This is a genomic window from Yoonia sp. 2307UL14-13 (assembly GCF_037572755.1).
In the GTDB taxonomy this organism is placed as follows: Bacteria; Pseudomonadota; Alphaproteobacteria; order Rhodobacterales; family Rhodobacteraceae; genus Yoonia.
The window spans coordinates 141,830-164,432 of the sequence record NZ_JBBIFZ010000007.1 but is presented as its reverse complement, the minus strand read 5'-3'; the positions used below and the strand labels follow the sequence as shown (position 1 = coordinate 164,432).

General features: G+C 60.3%; 21 protein-coding genes. 8 read left to right on the top strand and 13 right to left on the bottom strand.

Annotation, left to right across the window (positions count from 1 at the left end):
- Positions 1 to 62: 62 nt before the first annotated feature.
- From V8J85_RS16565 to V8J85_RS16550, 4 genes are read right to left on the bottom strand one after another with little or no spacing between them, the layout of a single operon-like run.
- The gene (locus tag V8J85_RS16565; RefSeq protein WP_339954877.1) at positions 63 to 2,129 is read right to left on the bottom strand and encodes a hypothetical protein; all 2,067 of its coding nucleotides are present in this window, start codon (positions 2,127 to 2,129) and stop codon (positions 63 to 65) included.
- The gene (locus tag V8J85_RS16560; RefSeq protein WP_339954876.1) at positions 2,129 to 4,882 is read right to left on the bottom strand and encodes a DUF4159 domain-containing protein; all 2,754 of its coding nucleotides are present in this window, start codon (positions 4,880 to 4,882) and stop codon (positions 2,129 to 2,131) included. The genes V8J85_RS16565 and V8J85_RS16560 overlap by 1 nt, the downstream gene beginning before the upstream one ends.
- Positions 4,882 to 5,751 carry a DUF58 domain-containing protein gene (locus tag V8J85_RS16555; protein WP_339954875.1) on the bottom strand — a complete coding sequence of 290 codons (870 nt, stop codon included), beginning with the start codon at positions 5,749 to 5,751 and terminating at the stop codon, positions 4,882 to 4,884. The genes V8J85_RS16560 and V8J85_RS16555 overlap by 1 nt, the downstream gene beginning before the upstream one ends.
- On the bottom strand, positions 5,748 to 6,755 hold the full coding sequence (locus V8J85_RS16550) for an AAA family ATPase (RefSeq protein WP_339954874.1): 1,008 nt from the start codon (positions 6,753 to 6,755) through the stop codon (positions 5,748 to 5,750). The genes V8J85_RS16555 and V8J85_RS16550 overlap by 4 nt, the downstream gene beginning before the upstream one ends.
- 68 nt (positions 6,756 to 6,823) lie before the next feature.
- Between V8J85_RS16550 and V8J85_RS16545 the strand changes: the two genes are divergently transcribed.
- Both V8J85_RS16545 and V8J85_RS16540 read left to right on the top strand, forming a co-directional pair.
- Complete coding sequence (locus V8J85_RS16545) at positions 6,824 to 7,399, top strand: DUF1285 domain-containing protein (protein ID WP_339954873.1); 576 nt, start codon at positions 6,824 to 6,826, stop codon at positions 7,397 to 7,399.
- A gap of 213 nt (positions 7,400 to 7,612) precedes the next feature.
- Entirely contained in the window at positions 7,613 to 8,542 is a 930-nt protein-coding gene (locus V8J85_RS16540; RefSeq protein ID WP_339954872.1) for a hypothetical protein, read from the top strand.
- Positions 8,543 to 8,602: 60 nt separating this feature from the next.
- Here V8J85_RS16540 and V8J85_RS16535 read toward each other — a convergent pair whose 3' ends face one another.
- The 3 genes from V8J85_RS16535 to V8J85_RS16525 all read right to left on the bottom strand — a co-directional run bounded on the left by V8J85_RS16535 (position 8,603) and on the right by V8J85_RS16525 (position 10,140).
- Positions 8,603 to 9,067 (bottom strand): YHS domain-containing (seleno)protein, encoded by a 465-nt coding sequence (locus V8J85_RS16535; protein WP_339954871.1) that lies wholly within the window; start codon positions 9,065 to 9,067, stop codon positions 8,603 to 8,605.
- A gap of 81 nt (positions 9,068 to 9,148) precedes the next feature.
- Positions 9,149 to 9,877, bottom strand: coding sequence for a sterol desaturase family protein (locus tag V8J85_RS16530; RefSeq protein ID WP_339954870.1), 729 nt, complete (start codon positions 9,875 to 9,877; stop codon positions 9,149 to 9,151).
- Positions 9,878 to 9,948: 71 nt separating this feature from the next.
- Positions 9,949 to 10,140, bottom strand: coding sequence for a hypothetical protein (locus V8J85_RS16525; protein ID WP_339954869.1), 192 nt, complete (start codon positions 10,138 to 10,140; stop codon positions 9,949 to 9,951).
- 122 nt (positions 10,141 to 10,262) lie between these two features.
- Here V8J85_RS16525 and V8J85_RS16520 point away from each other — a divergent pair, with 122 nt between their 5' ends.
- The 4 genes from V8J85_RS16520 to V8J85_RS16505 all read left to right on the top strand — a co-directional run bounded on the left by V8J85_RS16520 (position 10,263) and on the right by V8J85_RS16505 (position 13,348).
- Positions 10,263 to 11,024 carry a hydroxypyruvate isomerase family protein gene (locus V8J85_RS16520; RefSeq protein WP_339954868.1) on the top strand — a complete coding sequence of 254 codons (762 nt, stop codon included), beginning with the start codon at positions 10,263 to 10,265 and terminating at the stop codon, positions 11,022 to 11,024.
- Positions 11,025 to 11,153: 129 nt separating this feature from the next.
- Entirely contained in the window at positions 11,154 to 11,522 is a 369-nt protein-coding gene (locus tag V8J85_RS16515; protein WP_339954867.1) for a VOC family protein, read from the top strand.
- Positions 11,519 to 12,202, top strand: a complete 684-nt coding sequence (locus V8J85_RS16510; protein WP_339954866.1) for a helix-turn-helix transcriptional regulator — start codon at positions 11,519 to 11,521, stop codon at positions 12,200 to 12,202. The genes V8J85_RS16515 and V8J85_RS16510 overlap by 4 nt, the downstream gene beginning before the upstream one ends.
- 135 nt (positions 12,203 to 12,337) lie before the next feature.
- Positions 12,338 to 13,348 carry a serine hydrolase domain-containing protein gene (locus V8J85_RS16505; RefSeq protein WP_339954865.1) on the top strand — a complete coding sequence of 337 codons (1,011 nt, stop codon included), beginning with the start codon at positions 12,338 to 12,340 and terminating at the stop codon, positions 13,346 to 13,348.
- 696 nt (positions 13,349 to 14,044) lie between these two features.
- On the opposite strand, the gene V8J85_RS16500 is transcribed toward V8J85_RS16505, so the two are convergent.
- The gene (locus tag V8J85_RS16500) at positions 14,045 to 16,297 is read right to left on the bottom strand and encodes a vWA domain-containing protein (RefSeq protein ID WP_339954864.1); all 2,253 of its coding nucleotides are present in this window, start codon (positions 16,295 to 16,297) and stop codon (positions 14,045 to 14,047) included.
- Positions 16,294 to 16,830 carry an RNA polymerase sigma factor gene (locus tag V8J85_RS16495; protein ID WP_339954863.1) on the bottom strand — a complete coding sequence of 179 codons (537 nt, stop codon included), beginning with the start codon at positions 16,828 to 16,830 and terminating at the stop codon, positions 16,294 to 16,296. The genes V8J85_RS16500 and V8J85_RS16495 overlap by 4 nt, the downstream gene beginning before the upstream one ends.
- A 144-nt stretch (positions 16,831 to 16,974) precedes the next feature.
- Here V8J85_RS16495 and V8J85_RS16490 point away from each other — a divergent pair, with 144 nt between their 5' ends.
- Positions 16,975 to 18,150: a Hint domain-containing protein gene (locus V8J85_RS16490; protein WP_339954862.1), complete on the top strand. Its 1,176-nt coding sequence runs from the start codon at positions 16,975 to 16,977 to the stop codon at positions 18,148 to 18,150.
- A gap of 3 nt (positions 18,151 to 18,153) precedes the next feature.
- Here V8J85_RS16490 and V8J85_RS16485 read toward each other — a convergent pair whose 3' ends face one another.
- From V8J85_RS16485 to V8J85_RS16475, 3 genes are all read right to left on the bottom strand, one after another.
- Positions 18,154 to 19,137: a glycosyltransferase family 2 protein gene (locus V8J85_RS16485; protein WP_339954861.1), complete on the bottom strand. Its 984-nt coding sequence runs from the start codon at positions 19,135 to 19,137 to the stop codon at positions 18,154 to 18,156.
- Positions 19,138 to 19,218: 81 nt separating this feature from the next.
- Positions 19,219 to 19,674 (bottom strand): GNAT family N-acetyltransferase, encoded by a 456-nt coding sequence (locus V8J85_RS16480; RefSeq protein ID WP_339954860.1) that lies wholly within the window; start codon positions 19,672 to 19,674, stop codon positions 19,219 to 19,221.
- A gap of 1 nt (position 19,675) precedes the next feature.
- A complete protein-coding gene (locus V8J85_RS16475) occupies positions 19,676 to 21,154 on the bottom strand; it encodes an NAD-dependent succinate-semialdehyde dehydrogenase (protein WP_339954859.1) in 1,479 nt (492 codons plus the stop codon).
- A 63-nt stretch (positions 21,155 to 21,217) separates the two neighbouring features.
- Here V8J85_RS16475 and V8J85_RS16470 point away from each other — a divergent pair, with 63 nt between their 5' ends.
- Positions 21,218 to 21,970, top strand: coding sequence for an alpha/beta hydrolase (locus V8J85_RS16470; protein ID WP_339954858.1), 753 nt, complete (start codon positions 21,218 to 21,220; stop codon positions 21,968 to 21,970).
- Here the strand turns inward: V8J85_RS16470 and V8J85_RS16465 are convergent.
- A complete protein-coding gene (locus tag V8J85_RS16465; RefSeq protein ID WP_339954857.1) occupies positions 21,934 to 22,560 on the bottom strand; it encodes an HAD-IA family hydrolase in 627 nt (208 codons plus the stop codon). The two genes, V8J85_RS16470 and V8J85_RS16465, sit on opposite strands and share 37 nt — an antisense overlap.
- Positions 22,561 to 22,603: the final 43 nt, after the last annotated feature.

The following is a 22,603-nucleotide window of genomic DNA, read 5'->3' as shown; positions in this document are numbered from 1 at the left end:
GGCCCGACACTGACGTGCCAGGCCCTTTTGGAACATCATTACCGAAATGCAGGGTGGTCAGGTCAGCGTCGCCCTTCGCGCAACCAGGCGCCGATGATCAGCAGTGACGCCAGCAGTAACCATGCCCACGCTGGCAGAAGTGGCGTGATGCTGATGTCGGCTGTCCGGTAAGCCCCGCGCGGAGTGATCCCGATCCAGCCGCGCCCTGCGGCCGGGCGTCCTTCACGCACGGTGCGGATGTTCAGGTCACCATCTGCGATCGCCCTGATCCCGCCACCGGTGGCTTCCGCGACCGGCTCCAGCAGTTCGCCCGATGCGATGGTCTCCTCGAACTCTCGTGGTGCCGCCGGGCCTAGCGCGATAACGCTGGTCTCTTCTCCGTCATCCAAACGATAAAGACCGATTTCCGGCGCTTCCCAGGTTGTTTCGAAACGCCCGGGTGAAACCTCTTGCAGCGTCAACACTGTCTCGGTTCCGTCGGGGTGGGTGACCGTCACATCTCCGGTTTCCAGGTCCAACGTGCGGCGGATGATCTGCATGGTCTGCCCCACAGGTTCGGCCCACAGCGCCTCTTCCTCAAGTTCCGGTTCCTTCATCATCCAGTGGGCGAGGCGGCGCAAAAGTTCGAGTTGCGGCCCGCCGCCCTCGTACCCCCGGTCCCAGAGCCAGCTTTGGTCAGAGGTCATGAGCGACACACGGCCTTCGCCGATCCGGTTGAGGATCAAAAGCGGCTTTTCGTCGACACCGGACATGACCGTGTCGGCACCTTCCGGTACCAAAACGTCGATCAGGCGAAACCACCGCCCCCAACCCGGGCCTTCATCATCGCTTTCGGGTGCGAAAGCGTCCAAACCTTCCGTAACGGGATGGCGTTGGCCGATATCGGTGATTTGCGGTGTGAACCCCTGTTGGTAAACCCGAGCCGTCGGCGCGCCCGGCAGAATATTCCCCAATGGCGAGCGATAGATGCTTTCCGCCGTTCCATATTCAGGACCGGAGGAAATCAGAACGGCGCCGCCCTGTTCGACATATTGCCGAATGTTATCAAGATATTCACTAGGCAGGATGCCCCTGCGGCTATAACGATCAAAGATGATTAGATCGAAATCGTTTATCTTTTCCAAAAACAGTTCGCGTGTCGGAAACGCGATAAGCGACAGTTCTTCGACGGGGACGCCGTCCTGCTTGTTCGGCGGCCGCAGGATCGTGAAATGCACGAGGTCAACCGAGGCATCGGATTTCAGAAGGTTCCGCCATGTGCGTTCGCCCGGATGCGGCTCACCCGAGACAAGCAGCACCCGCAGCCTGTCGCGCACGCCGTTGATCTGGACGACGGCGGCGTTGTTGCGGTTGGTCAGCTCGCCCTCGGCCTCGGGGATGGTGAATTGCAGGACGTTCATGCCGCCATGGGGCAGTTCAATGGGCAGCGTCACGTCTTCGCCGATGGGAACGGGCAGGGTCAGAGGTGCGTCGCCGTCGATGGAGATCGAGAGGACGACGCTGTCTTCCTCAGGGGCTGCGCCCTGGTCTTCGACGCGGAGTGTCAGGTTGACCTGCTCGCCCAAGATCGCGAAGGCGGGGGCGTTGGAGACGATCAACCGCCGGTCCCAGTCCTCGGGTTGGCCGGTCAGGAGCGTGTGCGTGGGAGCGGGCAGCCGGGGCGCCCGTTCGAGGTCGTGTAGGCGCCCGTCGGTGACGAGGATGATCCCGGCGACGCGGGCGAGGGGTTCTTCGGCAAGGGCTGTGGACAGGGCGGTCATCAGCGCGGTGCCGGTATCGCCTTCGCCATCACCAAGCGTGACTTTGCGCAGTTCGGTATTGGGCTGGCGGGCCAGTTCGGCCTCGATATTCGCGATGGCGGCCGCGTTTTGCGCGGGCCGGTCGCCGATCCGTTGGCTGGCGCTTTCATCGACCACCATGACGACGATGTCGGTCAATGGCTCGCGGTCTTCCCGCTGGATGGCTGGGTTGGCAAGAGCGGCGAGCAAGGCCAGCCCCGCGAGCCCACGCAGCCACCAGCCGGGAAGACGGCGCCAGATGGCGAGGCCCACGGCAAAGGCGGCCAGCCCGGCCAGCGCATAGAGCAGGACAAGCGGCAGAAGCGGGTCGAGGATCAGCGTGCCGGTCATTATTGCCCCAGACGGTCAAGCAGGTCAGGCACGTGGACCTGATCGGATTTATAATTGCCGGTCAGCACGTGCATGATCACGTTGACCCCGAAACGCAGGGCGATTTCGCGCTGCCGCTCACCCGCCTGACCGCGCCCAACGGGGAACATGCGGGTGCCGTTGGGGTTCACGGCCCAGGCACGTGCCCAGTCATTGCCGCCGATGATCACCGGTGTCACACCGTCATTGAGGTTGCGGAAGGGCATCCCTTCGACCTGCACCGCGTCGGGGGGTGATGCCTCAACCCAGACATCGCGGCTGGCGTAGCGACCGGGGAAATCCTGGAGCAGGTAGAAGGTGCGGGTCAGGACGTGGTCAGAGGGGATCGGTTCCAGCGCCGGGATGTCGAGGCTGCGTGCGATGGCTTGCAGTTTGCGGCCCTCGGGTGAGCTAGAGCCGAAGCGGGCGGTGTTGGCGTCGCCCGTGTCGAACATGATCATACCGCCAGAGCGGAGGTAGCGGTTTAGCTTGCCGTAAGCCTCGCGGCTGGGCAGGGGCTGGTCGGCTGTGATGGGCCAGTAGAGGAAGGGGAAGAAGGAAAGTTCGTCGGTTTCCAGGTTCACGCCCATGGGGGAGGCGGGCTCGATTGACGTGCGCCTGAACAGGGTTTGGGATAGGCCAAGGAGACCTGCCTCGGTCACGTCGTCGGTTTCATCATTGCCGGTCAGGACGTGGGCGAGGACGACTTCGGAGGTGGCGAGGATGGCGAATTCGTCGTCGGCTTGCGCTTGGGCGTCCGGGGCAACGAGCAGCATGAGTGCTAGTAACGCTGCGACATCGGCGCGGGGACCGCGTAGCCGCCCGGCGACAGCGAGTGACGCGATGACGTCGATCAGAAGCAGGACCAAAGCTGCCCCGATCAGCCAGCCCTTAAGTGCGGTTTCGCGGGTCACGGCCATGCCTTCGACAGCGATCCTTGCGGGCCATTGGGCGACGTTCAGCATGGTTTCGGGTCCAATCACGTTGATGGCGATCTGGCGGTCATCACCTGCATATAGTCCGGGCGGTAGGTCAGGCCCCGGTGTGCCGGTGGCGAGCGTTTCGCCCGCGATGCCGGGCAGTGTGCTGCCGTCTTGCAGTCGCCCATAGGCGTCAAGCACCTTGTTGGCCTGCCATGTCGTACCTTCCAGTTCGGCGCTGTCCGGTGACGCGGGCCGGGTGGACACGGCGAGCCGTTCAAGCATCTGCACGAAGAGGCCGGAGAGTGGGAGCGTGGACCATTCGGCATTGGCGGTGACGTGGACAAGGACGACCTGACCTTCGCCGCTGGTCTTACGTGTCACGAGCGGTGTGCCGTCGGCGAGTTGCGCGATGACGCGCTGGGCCAGCGTCGGATCGGGCTGCGCCATGACCTGACTGCTGACGGTCACGTCCTCGGGGACGGGCAGGCCGAAAAACGGACTGTCTTCGTCGAAGGGGGCGAGAGATTTGGGCTCACCCCAACTCATCGCGCCACCGACGCTGCGCCCGCCGGAACGCAGGCGAACGGGCAGCAGCGGATCCTCTTCGCTCCGGCCCAAGTCGCTGGCGGCAAGACGGGGGCCTGCGAAACGTAGCAGCATCCCGCCGTTTTCCACCCATTCTTCCACACCTTCCGCCTCCACGCCGGTCAGGATCGCTACGTCAGCAAGGATAATGACGTCGGGGTTCGCAAGCAGGATGTCTTCCAGCGCGCCGTCGATGATGTCGGCGGTCGGCTCAAGCGCCTCGCGCAGGTAGTAGAGCGGCGAGAGCAGTTCGAGGCTTTCGCGTTCGTCACGACCTGCAATCAGGGCGACTTCGCGGCGTTTGAGTGCGTCATCGGTGAGGCTGACCGCCCCGGCGGAGCGGGTGCCGGTGATCTCGAACCTTGTGATCCGGTTGCGCAACTCCGGGGGGAGGATCATCGGCGTTTCGGCTACGGCCTCGCCTGCATCGAATGTCATCGGCACGGTGGCGAGTTGCCGTTCGACGCCGGCCGGGTCGAGGCCGATGGCGGTGATCGTGGTCTCGGTCGCGTTGCCGACGGGGGTGCGGGTGGCGGAGACGATGGTTTGGCCGTCTTCAAACCGCGCTGGGCGCAGGCCGATGGTCTGGCGTGGAGTCTGAAAGACGGTGACGTTCCCTGCAGCCTCGAACGTGGCAAGCAGGTCTTCGCGGGTCTCGTAATTCAGACCGTCTGAAATCCAGTAGGTCTCAAAGTTGCCCTGTTGTTCGGCGAAATAGCTGACGGGATCGGCGGGCTGCCAAGGGTTGGGTGCGATATTTGGCAGGCGGTTTTGCCAGTCCATCGGGGCGTCGAAGGGCAGGTCTTCGTCGGGTAGGTCGGTCAGGTTGACGACGGCCACGCGGCGTTGGGCCAAGGCGGCCTCGGAGAGGAGGGTTTCGACACGCTCAATCTTCGCGGCCCATGTCGCTGCACCGGCCCATGATCCGTCGAGCGCGATGACCAGATCACCCCTGCCGTCGCGCGCGGTTTGCGGGTTCAGGACGGGGCCAGCGAAGCCGATGATGACAGCGGCGACGGCGAGCAAACGCAGGAGCAACAGCCACCATGGCGTCCGGTCCGTCTGGTTTTCGTCGTCCGTCAGGCCCAGCAGAAGTGCGACACCGGGAAAGCGACGCCTGATCGGGGCGGGAGGCACGGCGCGCAGGAGAATCCACAGGATAGGCAGCGCGATCAGGGCGAGCAGGAGCCAAGGGGCCGTGAAGCCTATGGGACCGAGCGACCACATCAGGGATGCCGCTCCAAAGCGCCATAGAGCCACAGGAGGGCGTTGGCCGCGCTTTCGCCGGTATGGTGTGTCTGGAATTGCCAGCCCGTCGTTTGGGCGAGGTGCTGCAGGCGTGCCTTGCGTTCAGCGAGACGGTCGAGATAGCGTTTTTTCAGGTCACCGGCTTTCAGCGTTTCGTGCTGAATGGCCCCGGTCATGGATTGGAAGATCGTGCGGCCGTCAAACGGGAATGCCTCTTCCTGGGGGTCCAGCACCTGCAGGATGACCCCGCGGACACCGCGGTCGGCGGCGCGCAGGAGGGCCGCCTCGACCGGTTTGATGTCGCCAAGGAAATCGCTGACGAAAAGCGCGCGGGAATGGGGGAGCATCCCTTGCGCTTCGGGTGCGCCGTAGTCGATATCTTCCATTTCGCTCAGCAGGGCAGCCATCCTCATCAGTTGCGCCTCACCCCGGCGGGGTGGCAGGCGCAGCCCGGTCAGGCCAACACGCTCACCGCCGCGGATCAGCAGAATGGCGATAGCGAGCGAAAGGGTCCGTGCGCGGTGCGCCTTGGTCGGATGATCGTCGGACTGGAATCCCATCGAGGCCGCCTGATCCACCCAAAGGACGATGGATTGGGCGATCTGCCATTCCTTGTCTTGCACAAAGTCACTGTCGGATCGGGCCGAACGACGCCAATCGATACCGCGTGCATCGTCGTAAGCCTGCGCGGGGCGATATTGCCAGAATGTGTCGCCGGTACCCGCTCGGCGGCGCCCGTGATCGCCCAGCAGCACCGTCGTCGCCAAGTGCTCTGCATCCGCCAACAGGGGCGGAAAGGGTGCGGCAAGCGCCTCGGCGTCTGAACGTAGGGCGAGAGGGTTGCTCATGCGGCGGTCGCGACCCGGGTGACATGATCGGCGGCGGCGTTGATGACATCGTGGATGTTCTCACCCCGGGCGCGTGCGGCAAAGGACAAGGCCATCCGATGCTCAAGGACTGGGACGGCCATGGTGCGGATGTCTTCAACCGATGGGGCGAGGCGACCGTCGAGCAGCGCGGCGGCACGCACTGTCAGCATCAGCGCCTGCGCCGCGCGTGGGCCAGGCCCCCAGCTGACGCTTTTCTTGATCATGTCTGGGGCGCTTGGGTCGGATGGACGGCAGGCGCGGACGAGGTCGAGGATGGCCTCGACGATGTTGTCGCCGACGGGCATCCGGCGCAGCAGTGTTTGTGCATCAAGCAATTCCTGCGCGGTGAAGACGGCACTGGATTGCGCTTCCTCGACACCGGTTGTGGCGATCAGTATGTCTTTCTCGGTGTCACGGTCGGGGTAGGGCACGTCGATCTGGACAAGGAAACGGTCCAACTGTGCTTCGGGCAGCGGATAGGTGCCTTCCTGTTCGATCGGGTTTTGTGTGGCCAGTACATGGAAGGGTACGCCAAGGGGGCGGTGCTGCCCGGCGATGGTGACCTCTTTTTCCTGCATAGCTTGTAGCAGGGCCGACTGTGTCCGGGGCGAGGCGCGGTTGATCTCGTCGGCCATCAGAAGCTGGCAAAAGATAGGGCCTTCGATGAAGCGAAAATTGCGGCTGCCGGTTTCGGTCGTTTCCAACACCTCGGACCCGAGGATATCGGCTGGCATCAGGTCCGGCGTGAACTGGATCCGATTGCCGTTCAAACCCATCACCGTTGAGAGTGTATCCACCAGCCGCGTCTTACCCAGACCGGGCAGGCCGATCAGCACCGCATGGCCACCGCAGATCAGCGCGGTCAGGGTCAGGTCCACGACCTTTTGCTGGCCGATGAAACGGGCCGAGATGCTGGTGCGGGCTGCGCCCAGCTTTGCGCCCATTTCCTCGATTTGGGCGACAAGATCGGCGTCGTTGGCCATGACTTTCCTCCGGTTACGCTATATCTACATAGGACCAGATAATCGGATGAAGCCCAATGGCAAAAGTAATGCCCACACAAAAGATTGTGACCCCGTCGGCAGAAAGCCTCGCATCGTCGGCACGTGCCGTCCAAAAAGGCGGTTTACCACCGGTGCATGAGTGGAATCCACCGCATTGCGGCGATCTGGACATGCGGATCGCGCGGGATGGGACGTGGTATTATCAGGGGACGCCGATCGGCAGACCGGGGCTGGTGCGGTTGTTTTCGACCATCCTACGGAAGGACGAGGACGATTTTGTTCTTGTGACGCCGGTTGAGAAGGTCGGAATCACGGTCGATGATGCGCCGTTTGTGGCGGTCGATTTTGATCAGGACGGCGACGCTTTGGTTTTCGAGACAAATGTGGGCGACTACGTCAGCGCTGGGCCGGATCATCCGATCCGGGTGGAGCGGGATGCGGAGACGGGCGAGCCCAGCCCTTATGTGCTGGTCCGCGCCAATCTGGAGGCGCTGATCGACCGGAAGTCGTTCTATCGGCTGGTCGAGATCGGGGAAGAGGCGGACCACGACGGGGATCGCTGGTTTGGGGTTCGGTCGAACGGCGCGTTCTTTCCGATTATTCCCGCGGCGGAGTTGGGCTGAAAAATTCAAGAGCTTTGCCCAAAAAACCAGTGTTAAGTCTCTTTTTTTGAGGGGAAAAATATAAATAATTGATCAAAAAGGATTTTAAATGCGGTTACCTCTCGGTGCGATGCGGAAATGCATCACCAACAACTAACAGAATTTACATCGTCTTGAGGTCCGCAACATCTCAATACACATGACCTTTCATCATCACAAAGAAAGGAATTGAAAATGATACGTATTCTTTCAACAACGGCTTTGGCTACGTTGATTGCGGCGCCTGCAACGGCAGATGGCTTGAACTATGGTCGGTTCAGCTATGACTTTACGCGATATACCAATGACGACAGTGATTTTGAGCTTGATCGCAGCGTATTGCTGGGCGGTGTCGAGTATGAATTGGGCCAGTTTCTGTTGACGGCTGATATCGCCAACCTGTCTTTCGACATTGATGATGTTGACCTATCAACCTTTGTCCTTGGCGCTTCCGGTGCCTATATTTTTTCGCCCGAAGTGCTGGCCGGTGCCGGTTTGTTTTATACATCAGTTGACGCAGATGACGGGGTGACCGAGGTCGAAGACGATGCCACCGGATTTGAGGTTTTCGGGCAATACGTGAACTCGCAGTTCGGCGCCGGTGTCAACGTTGCGAAAGCCGATACCGACGAGGACAACTTTGTAACATCACTCTATGGTGAGTTTTCTGCATCGCCCGAAATTACGCTGGCCGCGATTTTTTCGACCGATTCCGAGGTTGATGGCACATCTTATGCTTTGACTGCGGAATATGAAACCGGGCCTATCTTTGTCCGCGGCGTCTATAGCGACTTTACCGAATCTGATATCGGCGTATTGCTGTTGCGGGGTCACTACGAGATTACACCCCAAATTCGTGCAACGGCGGGCTATGAAGTCTTCACAGGCGACGACCTTGGTGATTTTTACACCCTGACCGGTGGTGCCGGATATCAGATCACGGACGGTTTCTGGGCCGATGCACGTTACGGTATCCTGGGCGGCGATGATGTCTCCGGCGACCCTTATGCTGCGCAGCTGACGCTGACTTACGAATTTGGCGAACGTAAGCGTCTTGATCAGCGTCTGGGTCAAGCCCGGTCTGACGACAACCGGTTTAGCGCGCTGCCTGCACTGGCGTTCTAAGCGGGCGACGTTAACTCCGGACATGGCAAAGAGGCCCGCGTTGCTGCGCGGGCCTTTTTCTTAAGCGTTCAGGACGTCTGGCCAATTAGCATCCGCTGACGCGATCCGGCCCGGGATATCACGCTCCCACCTTCTTTGGATCCGGCGCGAGAAGTTCAGATACAGTCTGCCGTCAACGATTTTCCACGCCTCGGGCACGGTTGAGGCGGTGTAGCCTTCGCTGACTGCCCAGGCGCAATAGCCGCCGTATTGCGGGGCGTAGGCTTCCGGGTCCGCGGCGAAGGTGTCGCGGTTTTCGGCGTTAGCGAACCGCCAGGTTGCGCCATTCCAATCATGGGTGATGGATGGATCACCGGCCACGGGCGCGCTCTCGGTGAAATATGCAACCGGATCGGTGCCATCGATGGCAATACCGCCCTCGGCGTAGATGGTTGGTGTGGATTGGGCGTGGGCAAGTCTGCCTGCCATAGCGGCAAAGGGCAGTGTTACAGAGATTGCGAGGATCTGGCGACGGTTGTGATGCATTGGGGGCTCCTTCATGATGCGGGTCCGATACCATTCAGATGCGTCATCGCGTCCGCAAAAGCGACCCGGCTCACCCAGAGTTTATGTTGATGTCATCGACCGCGCACCGCGTGGCATCTTGGTGATCCCATAGGCCTTGCGCGCAGTGACAAGCCGCAAATCCTCGGGATCCATGCCCATCGACAGGATCGTTTCGCGGTCATACCGCGCGCGCGCCTCATACGGGTCATGCGGGGTACCAAACAATCGGTCGATCCAACCCATACCAAAGCTGACATGGAAGGTCGCGTGGTGATCCTGAAAATGATGTGCCAGATGAGACCGCGTAATGCGCTGCCCAAACCAGCCCTTTTTGACGTTCAGATGGGCCAACGTGTGGCAATATTCATAGAACGCAAACGCGCTGACCGATCCCGCGAAGAGCGCGACAAAGGCAAACAGCGCAGCAGTGCCGAGGCCCAGGAAGGGCCAGAGGACCAGCGTATGCAGCAGAACCGAGATCAGGCCGAAGCGGACCGGATACCAATGATCATCGCCGGTAAAGAATTCGGGGTCGGACGGAAATTCATGATGCCCGATATGGCTGCGATAGAGCTGGTTGAACACGCCCTGATCAGTAGGCGGTTCGCGGTGTAGCAGGAATCGATGCATCCCGTATTCGACGAAAAACTGCAGCAGGATCCCGTAAGCCAGCGCCAACAGTAGCCACGGCGAAAAGAAGATGACGATCATTGCGACCGCGGCCAACCAGAACGGAAACAGCCGTTGCAGGCTGCCCATATGCATCAGAACACGCAAGGTTGCGATCATGGTTTACCCTCCCGATCCTTTTGGCAATCGTGCGGAGCAACGGCCCGTGCGACAAGTCGAACGCCGCGTCACTACCAGGAATTCATGCCGACCCAGAGCCACACGACCAGGCCCCAAACGATCCCGGCGCCGACCATCCCGATTCCGGCCCAGACGACATATCGCCAATCGTTATCGATCCCCCAGCCGGCGACAACACCTCCGACAGCGATCAGAATAACCGGCATGAACAGACCGATGACGAAACGCAGAAACGACTGCATGATCACACTCCCTTACGACACCCCACGACAAAACGTAGGAACCGTCTGATCGGATTGCAAATTTATTGCATCCGGCGGTTGCTTTTGCGCATGGTCACCGGACATCTTGATGGGACTGCACCATGCCGAAATTCTGTGCCAATCTGACATGGCTCTTCACCGAATTGCCGTTTCTGGACCGTTTTGCAGCCGCGAAAGAGGCCGGTTTCGACGCCGTGGAGGTTCTGTTTCCCTATGACGTCAATGCGCAGGACATCGTCAACGAATTGGCACGCCACGAACTGAAAATGGCACTGATCAACTGTCCGCCGCCGAACTATACTGGCGGTGAGAAGGGCTGGGCCGCTGTGCCCGCGTTGCAAGATCGCTTTCGGCGGGATTTCCGCCGCGCCGCCCGCTACGCCCGCACCTTGGGCGCGCAGCATGTCCATATCATGGCAGGCAGGGCGTCCGGTGCCGAGGCCAAAGCATGTTTCATCGAAAACCTGCGATGGGCTGCAAAAGAAGCGCCCAAGCAAAGCCTGACGATCGAGCCCATCAGCCAAGGGTCAATGCCAGGATACTTTCTGAATGACTTCGATTTGGCCCGCGATGTGATCAATGCGGTCGATGCGCCCAATGTCCAGCTACAGTTTGATGCCTTTCATGCGGGTCAGATCGGCGGCGATGTGATGAGCACTTGGAACGCCATGCGCGATATCGTCGTACACGTGCAGATCGCGCAGATACCTGATCGAACGGCGCCCGGTCCGGGAATGATCGACTATCCGGCGTTTTTCGCCCGGATAGATGCGGATGGCTATTCCGGTTGGGTGAGCGGTGAATATGATCCGAAGGGAAAGACCGAGGCGGGTTTGGGATGGATGAGGCTCGACCAGCGTTAGGGGGTGTCATCGTCCGACTGCACTTCGGGCCCATGCAAAAAAAATCGCTCCTGAAAACATGCTGACATAACGCTGTCAGGAGGGGTATGTTCTAAGATGTCCATCAACCCGCAACACAGGAGATGAGACATGGGTGAGCGCGCAATTATGGCCTGGGGCGAAATCCCGGTGACCGATATGGAAAAATCGGTGGCCTTTTATAACAAGGTCTTTGGCTACGACATGAAGATCGACAATTCGGGTCCGAACCCGATGGCGGTTCTGGGAAACTCCATGCAGGATGCGGGCGCTCATCTGTATCCCGGCAAGCCTGCGGCAGACGGTGGCAATACGATCCACATTGCGCTGGATGACGCGCTCGAAGACGGAATGGCCCGCTGCAAAGAGGCCGGTGGCGAGATCATCGGCGACCTGATCGCGATGCCCTTTGGCCGGTTCGCCTATGCCAAGGACCTCGATGGCAATTCCATCGGTCTGTTCGAGCCCGCAAAGGCATGAGACGCGCCGACCGCCTTTTTCAGATCCTGCAATATCTGCGGGGCGGTCGGCTGATGACAGCTGCGGGGCTGGCCGAACGGCTGGAGGTCACGCCCCGTACCATCTACCGCGATGTGGCGCACCTGATCGGATCGGGTGTGCCCATCGAAGGTGAGGCAGGCGTCGGCTATCTGATGCGCGACGGTTACGATCTGCCGCCGCTGATGTTTACGCATGACGAGATCGTGGCGCTGGTGGCGGGTGCGCGTATCCTGCAAACCTGGGGTGGCTCAAACATGGCCGCCGCCGCGCAAGAGGCCCTTGTCAAAATCGACGCCGTGCTGCCCGAAGATCAGCGGGCACGGGTCGGCCATGTCAACGTACACGCGATGGAAACCCCGTGGCACGGTGGACATTGGCGCGATTTTCTCGACATTTTCGAGGCCGCGTCCGAAAAATACATCCGACTGCGGATCACCTACGAGGACGAGTCCGGCAAAGGCTCTGACCGCGTTGTCCGCCCTCTTGGCGTCTGGTTCTGGGGCAAGGTCTGGACCGCAATATGCTGGTGTGAATTGCGTCACGATTTCCGGATGTTTCGGCTGGATCGGGTGCTCGATGTGACCGAGGTTGGCGACTTTCGTCCCAAGAAGGGTCAGACACTACGTGATTTCTACGAGACGGAAGCCTATTGCCGCTGACATCGCTGATGGCATCAGGCATCTCGCAAACCCGCGGTCGGGTTGACGAAAAACGATTTGCAGACATCACGGTTTTCTCAGTGGCCTTGGCGTAAAGACGCGGTAGTCTTCGGCGCATTGTCTATCGGAGCCCGTATGCCATCAATCACCCGCCGCCATTTTCTGACGACCGTGGCGACGGTCGCTGTGGCACCGGCCCTTGCGCAAACCGATCCATGGCAGCCGGTCGCGGCCCGCGCATCCGAAATGGAACAATGTCACGCTTTGGTCGTGCGAATGGATGGCCAAAATGTGCTTGCGCAGGCGTTTCGCGGGCCGAAATTGGGCCGGGCCGTGCCAGTGAAGTCGGTGTCCAAAACCATTGTCGCGGCCTTGCTGGGTGCCGCTTTGGACCGCGGCGAAATAGTGTCTGTCGATGCGACCATCGGCGAGGTGGCCCCGGGGTTGATCCCGCCATCCGCCGATCCCCGTGTGGCGGATATCACCATGGAACATCTCGTCACGATGCAGGCAGGCCTCGAACGGACATCCGGCGCGAATTACGGTGGCTGGGTCAGCAGTAGCAACTGGGTCGCCAACGCCCTGTCGCGCCCGTTCGTGGCCGAGCCAGGGGCGGGCATGCTCTATTCCACTGGGTCTTTTCATGTTCTTGGGGCGGTCTTGGCCGAGGTTTCGGGCCAAAGCCTACTGACCCTTTCCCGCCGCCGCCTGGGTGACCCGCTGGGCATCGACATCCCTGCCTGGACCCGCGATCCACAAGGCCGCTATCTGGGCGGCAACGAGATGGCGCTGACCCATCAGGCGATGATCCGATTTGGTGAGATGTACCGGCAGGGCGGTGTCTATGGCGGGCAGCAAGTCCTCAGCCGCGATTGGGTGGAGCGGTCGCTTCAGCCGCGCACACGGTCCTTTTGGTCCGGGCTGGGCTATGGTTATGGCTGGTTTCTGGGGCGGACAGGCGGCGAGCCTTTTGCGCTGGCGCGGGGCTATGGTGGACAGATCATCTGCGTTGTGCCTGGGCTTGCACTGACCGTCGCGCTGACGTCCGATCCTTTGCAGCCCGCGCGGAGCGGGGGCTATTTCAGCGACATCATGCGGCTGATCACGGAAGGGATCGTGCCGACTGCGCGGGCGCAGTTGAGGTGACAACGCAGTCCGGGGCTGGACTCGGGAGATGGGGGTGAACTGGTTGGACAGTCATAGCGTCAAAGGATCATTCAACCTTTACCACGGCCATACCTTCTTTGTGATTAACCGACCACATCGATCTATCGGCACATACATGTCCGCCATTGATTTTGAGACGGCCTGTCCCTCACGTATAGTCCGAAGATCATGAGCTATTCGGACACTACCGCCAAAATCCAGCCTGTCTGCCAAAGTGCTGTCGGGCATCCAACCTTCGGGGCCGCTTTGAAGCACCGTACAACAATCCGGAAATTCCCTTTGAAAGTCGTCCACTGACGCATATCGTACCAATGGCACTTCCGCCCAAACGCCGCTTTCGCCGGATATTATTGTTGTCGGTTGTGCCTCGAGATAGACGGCCAGTATGTTTTCGATCACCTCGTCATCAGGTGGGCGCAGGCAAGTCTCGGCCATTACATTCTGAGCTATGAGGGTCAGACAGCAACCAAAGATACTGCTCATCCGCTTACCGTGCATTTCTGTACCTCAATTCCGCGATCAGGTGTTTTGAGTGCGTCGCATCACCTTTTTCAAGGGCGGTTTGTTAAGATTTGCTGGTGCCTTCTGCAACATTTTATTTGAGGATTTGTGAAAGACCCCGGATCAGGTCCGGGGCAAGTATCAATGGCTTCGGGTGGGTGAAATCCACGCGCGCTACCGCGACAAACTCTGCGCCAGCCGCATCAGCTGCACCGCCTCCGTCCGATACCCGAACGGGTCTTCGGCGCGGTTCGCATTGGCCAACGCGATGGCGTCGTCATAACCCCAATCGCCAAGATAACGGTCATCGCGTAGGAGTTGCCCGAAACCCGCGATGGCGGCGGCAAAGTTCGCCTCGGCTCCGGGGATGTCGCTGCCGATGATCGGGGTCTCGATCAGTTGGCTGGTATCCTCACCCGGCTCCTTGTAGCGCAGTTTGACATAGCCGAGTTCCTCGGATGATGCCGCGACGGTGTTGGGCGCATAACGCAGCGGGTCGCTCAGTTGGGCCGGGCTGCCGACGGGGGTGATTTCGTAGATTGCGGTCACTGCGTGGCCCGCACCGAGTTCACCCGCATCGACCTTGTCGTTATTGAAATCCTTACGGGCCAACGCGCGCGTCTCATACCCGATCAATCGGTATTCGGCGACTTGCTCAGGATTGAATTCAACTTGCACTTTCACGTCGCCAGCGATGGGGAAAAGCGCGCCTGACAGCTGATCGACCAGCACCTTCTGCGCCTCGTTCAGCGTGTCGATATAGGCCGCCGTCCCATTGCCGTTCTGGGCGAGCGCCTGCATCGTTGCGTCGTCCAGATTGCCACGTCCGAAGCCGAGGACGGAGAGGTACGTGCCGGTCTCGCGCTTGTCGGCGATGAAGTCTTTCAGCGCGTCGGGGTTGCTGATGCCGACGTTGAAATCACCATCGGTCGCAAGGAGGATACGCCCAACTTCACCGTCTTCGGCCATCCTATCAGCAATGGCGTAAGCCTGCTGCAGCCCGCCTTGCCCATTCGTGCCGCCACCCGGCTGCAGCGATTGGATCGCTTGCAGGATCGTCTGCCGGTCGGAGGCCGGGGTGGGCGCCAGCACCTGCCCGGCGCTGCCCGCATAGGCGACGATGGCCACCTCATCCTCTGGCCGCAACTGGTCGAGCATCAGGCGGAAGGACTGCTTGAGCAGCGGCAGCTTATTCGGCTGGTTCATCGACCCTGACGTGTCGATCAGAAAGACGAGGTTCAGCGGCGGGCGGTCGTCCAATGCTGGCATTTCGCCCTGCAGGGCAATGTGGACCAGTTGCGTGTCGGCGTTCCACGGGGTCGGGAAGGCGCTGACGGTCGGACGGAACGGCGCCTCACCCGCGTCGGGAGCTGGGTAGTCATAGGGGAAATAGTTGATCATTTCCTCGATGCGGACCGCTTGGGGCGGAGGCAGTTGGCCTCCCGTCAGCGATGAGCGCACGACCGAATAGGCTGCCGTGTCCACGTCGATGGAGAAGGTGGAGACGGGGTCCTCAGACGTGATTTTCAGGTCATTGAGGGCCTCTGTGGGGAAGGCTTCGGTGGCAGGTGCGGGGGCTGGGGCAACTTCGTCGAAGATCGCGCCCATATCGGCGGCGGTAAAATCGGAAGAATTATTTGACTGAGCCCCGATGGCTGGTGGCGCTGTTTGCGCAATCGAACGTGCTGTTGGTGGTGGCGCTAAGGGAGCGGTGGGAACAGGGGCGGGCGTGATGGAGTCGGTTACTCCGAGCAGAATGCTTGAGCTATCGGCGCTCTGTTGTAGCGCCGTTTCTGCGCTTTCCGCAGCAAGTTCGTCTATATTTTCGACGACCCGCTCTCTGGGTTCTGGTCGCACGCTGGCAGTATTGGACGGCTGAACGGGCACGCGAACCGTTTCACCATCCCCAAACGTCAGATCGATGGTGGAAGCCTCATCATTTTTCGGCACTGCTTCAGTAATCTCGGGCGTTGGCGCACGCGGCGGTGATTGGATCACCTCGGCTTCATCATCCCCGAGAGGTTCCCGCAAGATCATATCTGACGGCATGTCCTCTGCACGAAACGGTTCCCGTTCGACCTCGGGCTGAGCGACGTCTCCATCAAATTCTGATCGCGTCAGTTCTCCGTCCGTCGGTGGCGACAGCAAATCCTGCCCTTGCGGCGTCAAAAACAGAAAGCCGCAGGCGACAAGCGCCGTGGTCGTCGTCAGCGCAGCTTTTGAGGTAAATGTGTTCAGCATGGTCTTTACTCCTGTCCAAAGGCCCTTCGGCCGGTTTGCAGGAGTGGGACGCGCCGCCTTGCGCGATCCTTGGAGATCTTCGAAATTTTTCTGGGCCAGAGCCAGATTTTCCGCCCGCCGCGCCGCATCGGGGCGGGGGGTCGCCCTATCCATCATTGCCTTGAGGTCGTTCAGATCGTCTGTCATGCCACGTCCTCCTTTTCCTTGATCGCCCGCAGGGCTTTTTTGGCTTCCGATATCCGCCAGCTGATCGTGCCTTCGCTGACACCCAGCACTTGCGCCGCCTCGGCGTGGGTCATGTCGTCCAGCACAAGGGCGAGCGTGTCGCGCAGGTCTTCGTTCAGTTGGTTCATGGCCATCGTCAGCCAATCCAGTTGTTCATTCGTGTCACGCGCGGCGGCGGTTCGGTTCGTTTCCCAATCGCCCCAGCCCTCGGTCGCCTTGGTATAGGTGGCGCGCTTGCGGCGGCGGTCATGGGCTGCGTTGACAGCGACGCGGTAGAGCCATGTCGTCACCTTCGCCCGCCGCTGATAGCTGGCGAGCTTGGCGGGCAGCGCGGCGCAGATATCCTGCGTCAGATCCTCCGCCTCGGCCCGCACACCGGTTAGGCGAAAGCAGAAGGCGAAAAGCCGGTCATAGTGCCGATCGAGCAGGCTCGCAAAGGCCGCCCCGTCGCCGTGGGCCGCCGCCTCTGCCAGGTCCTCGTCGCTTGTCATCATGCGCATCACGTTTGGTAAGACGCAGGCCAAAGGTCAATCCTTGGGCACATTTTGCTTTTTTTCGCCAAAATAGGCCGGTTCGTTCTTTGCGGACTTGCGCAAAGGCTTTAGGTGCAGTGTCGTAAGCGCTGAAGGAGACCTCACATGCCCGCCTTTCTCGATGGATTGTTTTTCAGCGAAATCCTTGCCGACAATATCGGCGGCAGTGGCTTCAACACAGATGGTGACGGAAGTTCGAACAAGTCGGACGAATTTATCGAGATCCAGAATAACTCCGGCGGTACTGTCGACCTCAGCGATTATCAGCTTTGGTCACAGACCAATGGGTTGCTGTTCGATTTCGCGACAGCTGGTTCACCGACGGTTGACGATGGTGCAACGGCAACGGTTGTCGGCGAGTACAGCGGTACCCCGCCAGCGGGCTTTTTCGACTCGGGCGACAGCAACGGCACGAACTTTATCCCGGACGGTGAAACTGCTGGCGGTCAAAACCGGGCAGATGTTCTCTATCTGGTAAACGCTGATACAGGCGACTACATCTTCCTTTCATACGGAAGCAATCCGCTGACGGTATCTCCGCCAGCGGGCTTCCCCGGTACGAACGAGGTCGGGGGTGAGGTATTCGCGAATGGTGCACCGAATGCCACGTCATTCGTTCGTGATGCGGATGGCGATTTCACAACCGGTTCACCAAACCCGGGGACACCGGGACCGGTCTGCTTTTGCGCCGGCACGCTGATCAGAACGGAACAAGGTGACATCCCTGTGCAAGAGCTGCGGCCGGGCATGCGTGTTCTGACCAAGGATCACGGCTTTGTCCCGCTCCGCGCCGTGCGGGCCGCGCCGATCGGGCGGCAGATATTGCGGTGGCACCCCGATGCCAGACCCGTTGTGATTCCTGCCGGCCTTGTGGGCAACGATCGACCCATTCACGTCTCGCCAGCGCATCGGGTTCTGATAATGTCCGGGCTGGCGGCATTGCATTTCGGTGCCGAAGAGGTGCTGGTCTCGGCCCAGCAGATGGTACGTCATGGGGCCGCTTTCGTGGATGAAAGCGATGCGCCCGCCCATTATTTCCACCTGTTGTTTGATGCGCACCAGCTTATCATGGCAAATGGATGCTGGTCGGAAAGCCTGTTTCTGGGGGATGCGGCTCATGCTGCGATCGCTACAGCCAGTGGTTGGGACGTGCAGGAGGGCTGCACGATTGAAGACATGTCGCACGACAAGACCTGCCGCCCGGTCCTGCGCGGGTTCGAAGCGGCACTGCTGCTGGCCCTGATCGCACCGCGCGGTGATGTGGTGCGCCGCGCCGCCTGAGGGCTACGCTTCGGAAGCGGTGATCGAGTCCCGCAACGGCCCAACCAGTGCATCAAGCTCTGGATCCATCATCAGTGACGCTGCCTTGCGCTGATGCCAGTCCACTGCCTTTTGGTGAAGTTCGCTCAACGCCGGATCCGATTTCAACTCTGCCGCTAGCGCGCCGCTTGCCTCAGCATAGCGGTCAATCGTCGTGTCTGTCTCATCATTCAGGTTGAATTTGTTCCAATACTCCAACCCCAACACGTGATGCGAATGGTTGGCCCGTCCGCGCGCCCGTTTGATCAGGAAACTGCTCATCGATCGTAGCGCGTAGTGATTGACCTGCGCATGGGTGAACAGGGGCGGGTGCTCGGTTCGTTCGCCATGGACCACATAATCCATCCCGCCGGGCAGAACACGTTTGGTGTCCGCGATATGCTCTTCCAGAGAGACAGGCGCGTGCAGGCCCATCCGCTGGAACTTGTGCTGGTTGGTGTATAGCGATTTGACGAATTTGCCGGTCTGCGGGCGCAATTCGGCATCCCATGCAAACTCACCCTTCCTGAACTGGGTCGTTACCGGTTCATCGACGAAATCCTGCACATTATCCGGGCCGAAAATCCGCCACGGGACGGAAATGACATCGGCATCATCGCCAGAGCCCTCCACCAGAGCCCGGACACTGCCATCGCCCATATGGACGTTCAGGTATTCATCTGCATCGCAGACAAAGACCCATTTGGCGTCTTTCACCACGTCATAGCGTCGGCTGGCCTGCCGCAATGCGCTGCGATGAATGCCTGCCCGGCGCACGATTGTGTTGTGCTGGGTGACTAGGCCCATCTCTTGCAAGCGCAGCAGGATGTCGACCGTCGGGTCGGTGCAATCGTTCGTGCAGACCAGGATATGATCGAACCCAAGCGTTTTGTAATGGGCCACCCAGTCGATGATATAGGGGCCCTCGTTCTTCATGGTCGAGACGACGACGTATTCTGGTTTTGCCACGTTGAGCCCCGGGAAAGTGATTGATTTTGCGATCTTCTACGATGTCCGGCCATGGCGGTTCAAGGAACCTTGCCGCGCCGATCAGATATCATAGCGCTTGCAGATACGGCCTTCAGGTGTGCGGTAGGTGCGAAAGCCCATCGCCTCATAATAGCCGAGGCCCTCGGCGTTGTCGGCGCCGATGCTGGCGTCGATATGTTTCAGACCATGTGCTTCGGCAGCCTTGACGGTCACCGGAAACAAGGCACGGCCGACACCGCGCCTTGCGGCATCAGGATTCACATGGGTGCCAACGACGCCCCAGCCGGGCGTGACGCCGAATTCGTCATTTTCGACAGCGACGCCCAGCCATTGAAAGCCAAGGACAACCCCGTCTTCTTCGGCCAGCGCGCACTGAATTTTGTGCGGCGCATTGATGTAATGCCCCAGCACAAAGCCCTCGTCGCTTGGGCGGGTCCGCTTGCCCATCTCCGTCAGCCGCGTCAGGAAAGCGCTCATTTGCGGGACATCTTTGGCGGTCGCATCGCGGATGATCATGTCAGACACTCGTGCAGATGTATTTCATTTCCAGATAATCCTCGATCCCGTGGCTTGATCCTTCGCGCCCCAGCCCGGACTGCTTGACACCTCCGAAAGGCGCGACCTCGGTCGAGATGATCCCCGTGTTCACGCCGACGATCCCGTATTCCAAGGCTTCCGCGACCTTGGTCACCCGGCTGATATCCTTTGCGTAAAAGTATGACGCCAGCCCGAAGATCGTGTCGTTGGCCTTGGCGATCACGTCGTCTTCGTCTTCGAACATGAAGAGCGGCGCGAAGGGGCCAAAGGTTTCTTCGGTGCTGACCTTCATGTCCTGTGTCGCGTTGGTGAGGATCGTGGGTTCAAAGAACTGCCCGCCCAGATCGTGCGGTTTGCCGCCTGTCAGGATTTCACCGCCCTTTTCCAGTGCGTCATCCAGGTGTTCCTGTACCTTGTCCACCGCATCGGGTTCGATCAGCGGCCCGAGTGCCACCCCGTCTTCCATCCCGTCGCCGACCTTCAGATCCTCGACGGCCTTTTTCAGCTTTTGGGCGAAGGCGTCATAGACACCCTTCTGCACGTAAATCCGGTTGGCGCAGACGCAGGTTTGCCCGTTGTTGCGAAATTTGCAGGCGATGGCACCTTCGACAGCTGCGTCGAGGTCAGCATCGTCGAAGACAATGAAAGGCGCGTTGCCGCCCAACTCCATCGAGCATTTCATGACCTGATCGGCGGCCTGTTTCAGCAGGATGCGCCCCACCTCGGTCGAGCCGGTGAAGGTCAGTTTGCGCACTATGGGGTTTTCGCAGAATTCTTTTCCTACGTCAGAGGACGAGGTTGAGGTTACGACCGACAACAGCCCTTTTGGCAGCCCAGCTTCCTCCGCCAGTTTCGCCATGGCCAGCGCAGAGAGGGGCGTCAACGACGCGGGCCGCACAACGAAGGAACAGCCCACTGCTAGCGCGGGTGCGGCCTTGCGCGCGATCATCGCGTTGGGGAAGTTCCATGGCGTGATTCCGGCTGCAACACCAATGGGTTGCTTGATAACCGTGATCCGCTTGTCGGCCTGATGGCCGGGGATGGTTTCGCCGTAGACCCGGCGCGCTTCCTCTGCAAACCACTCAATAAAGCTGGCGCCATAGGCGACCTCGCCCCGGGCCTCGGCCAGCGGTTTCCCCTGTTCGGCGGTCATGATGATGGCGAGGTCTTCTTGGTTCGCCATCATCAGATCGAACCATTTGCGCAAGACCTGCGACCGTTCCTTCGCCGTCTTCGCGGCCCATGGTTTCTGCGCCTTTTCGGCGGCGGCGATGGCCTCGGCGACTTCGTCCCGGCTGAGGTCAGGCACTTTGGCGATCACGTCGCCCCTTGCCGGGTTCACCACGTCGAATGTCTTGCCCGATTTTGCCTGTACCCATTCGCCACCAAGAAACGCCGCCTCGCAGATCAGATCCGGGCGCGACAGCATTGATTTGAGGTTTGTGGTGTCGTCGAGCATGATCGTCTCCCAGATGATTTGCGCTATTTGTGAAACAGTTAGGGCGTGGCGACGGGGGGATCAATGGAATTGGACGATGCTTATGCCAACGGGGCCTATATTCCGGATGGGGATAGCTACCCGGACAAATGGGCCGCCGCGGCTGCCGCGTTTCGGGACCGCGTGATGTGCGAGTTGGATTTGCCCTACGGTGAAAGCCCGCGTCAAGTGGTCGATATGTTCCATCCCCCGCGGCTGGCAAAGGGGGTCGTGATCTTCGTGCACGGGGGCTATTGGCTGCGCTTCGACAAATCCTACTGGTCGCATTTGGCGGCGGGGCCGTTGGGGCATGGCTGGGCGGTCGCGATGCCGTCTTATGATCTGTGCCCCGATGTGCGGATTGGCGAGATTACGCAGCAGATTGGACAGGCTGTGACAGTCATCGCGGACCGTGTGCCTGGGCCTGTGCGGCTGGTCGGGCATTCCGCCGGGGGGCATTTGGTGGCCCGTGTCGCGGGGGCGGAGCGGGTGGAAAAGGTGGTATCGGTGTCGCCGGTGTCGGACCTCGCCCCGCTGATGAAAACCAGCATGAACAAGGACTTGCGGATCGATGAGATCGAGGCGCGGGCGGAAAGCCCGGTGCATATGATGGCGCCGTCGGTTCCGGTGAACGTGTGGGTGGGCGCGGATGAGCGGCCCGCCTTTCTGGATCAGGCGCGTTGGTTGGGGGAGGCGTGGGCGTGTGACCATGTCGTCGCCCCGGATCAGCACCATTTCAACGTGATCGAAGCGCTGGAGGATCAGGCGTCGCCGCTGACGATGGCGGTGGTGAGCTGATCGGGCGGTTGGCCGGTATAGTGGATGGCGAGGAGGCCTTCGGCGCGGGCGGCTTCGACATTGGCTTTGGTGTCGTCGATGAAGATCATGTCTTGGAGCGGACGCCCTTCGCGCTTTGATATTTCATGGAAAAACAATGCGTTGGGCTTGGCCATACCAAGGGCGGCAGAGTAGTAGATGCCGTCGCAATGGGCGCTGAGGCCGATGGTATCCATGATGTAAGCCGCCCTTTCGTGCTCTTGATTTGTGGCGAGCATGACCCGGTGTCCGGCATCGCGTTGGGCATCGACCCAAGCGATCAAAGGGACGTTGCGGCGCGCATCATTGGCGAACCAATAGTCGCGCAGATCAGTCGCTTTGACGGTGCTGCCCATGGCCTGCAAGGCCTGTTCCAGACGTGGCATGAGCGTGTCTTTTCCGGTGACGATGTCTTTCCAGAAGGGGCGGAAGAAGTGGTCGCTGAGCGCTTTCCTTTCGAACCCGACATCGCGTTTCAGATTGGCTGTCCAGTGCGTCGCGTCAGGGTCATTCGGGAAAATAAGCACTCCATCCACATCCACCAGAAGGACCGGTTTTTCAGCGTTAACCATTGCTCATTTCTCCGGGAAAACGGTGTCGGAATTCCATCGGACT

Excerpts from the sequence above, each read along its gene's own strand:
- V8J85_RS16530 (WP_339954870.1), bottom strand. The coding sequence starts at position 9,877 with ATGATCGCAACCTTGCGTGTTCTGATGCATATGGGCAGCCTGCAACGG.
- V8J85_RS16505 (WP_339954865.1), top strand. The coding sequence starts at position 12,338 with ATGCCATCAATCACCCGCCGCCATTTTCTGACGACCGTGGCGACGGTC.
- V8J85_RS16520 (WP_339954868.1), top strand. The coding sequence starts at position 10,263 with ATGCCGAAATTCTGTGCCAATCTGACATGGCTCTTCACCGAATTGCCG.
- V8J85_RS16480 (WP_339954860.1), bottom strand. The coding sequence starts at position 19,674 with ATGATCATCCGCGATGCGACCGCCAAAGATGTCCCGCAAATGAGCGCT.
- V8J85_RS16540 (WP_339954872.1), top strand. The coding sequence starts at position 7,613 with ATGATACGTATTCTTTCAACAACGGCTTTGGCTACGTTGATTGCGGCG.
- V8J85_RS16525 (WP_339954869.1), bottom strand. The coding sequence starts at position 10,140 with ATGCAGTCGTTTCTGCGTTTCGTCATCGGTCTGTTCATGCCGGTTATT.
- V8J85_RS16465 (WP_339954857.1), bottom strand. The coding sequence starts at position 22,560 with ATGGTTAACGCTGAAAAACCGGTCCTTCTGGTGGATGTGGATGGAGTG.
- V8J85_RS16555 (WP_339954875.1), bottom strand. The coding sequence starts at position 5,751 with ATGAGCAACCCTCTCGCCCTACGTTCAGACGCCGAGGCGCTTGCCGCA.
- V8J85_RS16560 (WP_339954876.1), bottom strand. The coding sequence starts at position 4,882 with ATGTGGTCGCTCGGTCCCATAGGCTTCACGGCCCCTTGGCTCCTGCTC.
- V8J85_RS16500 (WP_339954864.1), bottom strand. The coding sequence starts at position 16,297 with ATGACAGACGATCTGAACGACCTCAAGGCAATGATGGATAGGGCGACC.
- V8J85_RS16550 (WP_339954874.1), bottom strand. The coding sequence starts at position 6,755 with ATGGCCAACGACGCCGATCTTGTCGCCCAAATCGAGGAAATGGGCGCA.
- V8J85_RS16510 (WP_339954866.1), top strand. The coding sequence starts at position 11,519 with ATGAGACGCGCCGACCGCCTTTTTCAGATCCTGCAATATCTGCGGGGC.
- V8J85_RS16565 (WP_339954877.1), bottom strand. The coding sequence starts at position 2,129 with ATGACCGGCACGCTGATCCTCGACCCGCTTCTGCCGCTTGTCCTGCTC.
- V8J85_RS16475 (WP_339954859.1), bottom strand. The coding sequence starts at position 21,154 with ATGCTCGACGACACCACAAACCTCAAATCAATGCTGTCGCGCCCGGAT.
- V8J85_RS16490 (WP_339954862.1), top strand. The coding sequence starts at position 16,975 with ATGCCCGCCTTTCTCGATGGATTGTTTTTCAGCGAAATCCTTGCCGAC.
- V8J85_RS16495 (WP_339954863.1), bottom strand. The coding sequence starts at position 16,830 with ATGATGACAAGCGACGAGGACCTGGCAGAGGCGGCGGCCCACGGCGAC.
- V8J85_RS16545 (WP_339954873.1), top strand. The coding sequence starts at position 6,824 with ATGCCCACACAAAAGATTGTGACCCCGTCGGCAGAAAGCCTCGCATCG.
- V8J85_RS16535 (WP_339954871.1), bottom strand. The coding sequence starts at position 9,067 with ATGCATCACAACCGTCGCCAGATCCTCGCAATCTCTGTAACACTGCCC.
- V8J85_RS16515 (WP_339954867.1), top strand. The coding sequence starts at position 11,154 with ATGGGTGAGCGCGCAATTATGGCCTGGGGCGAAATCCCGGTGACCGAT.
- V8J85_RS16470 (WP_339954858.1), top strand. The coding sequence starts at position 21,218 with ATGGAATTGGACGATGCTTATGCCAACGGGGCCTATATTCCGGATGGG.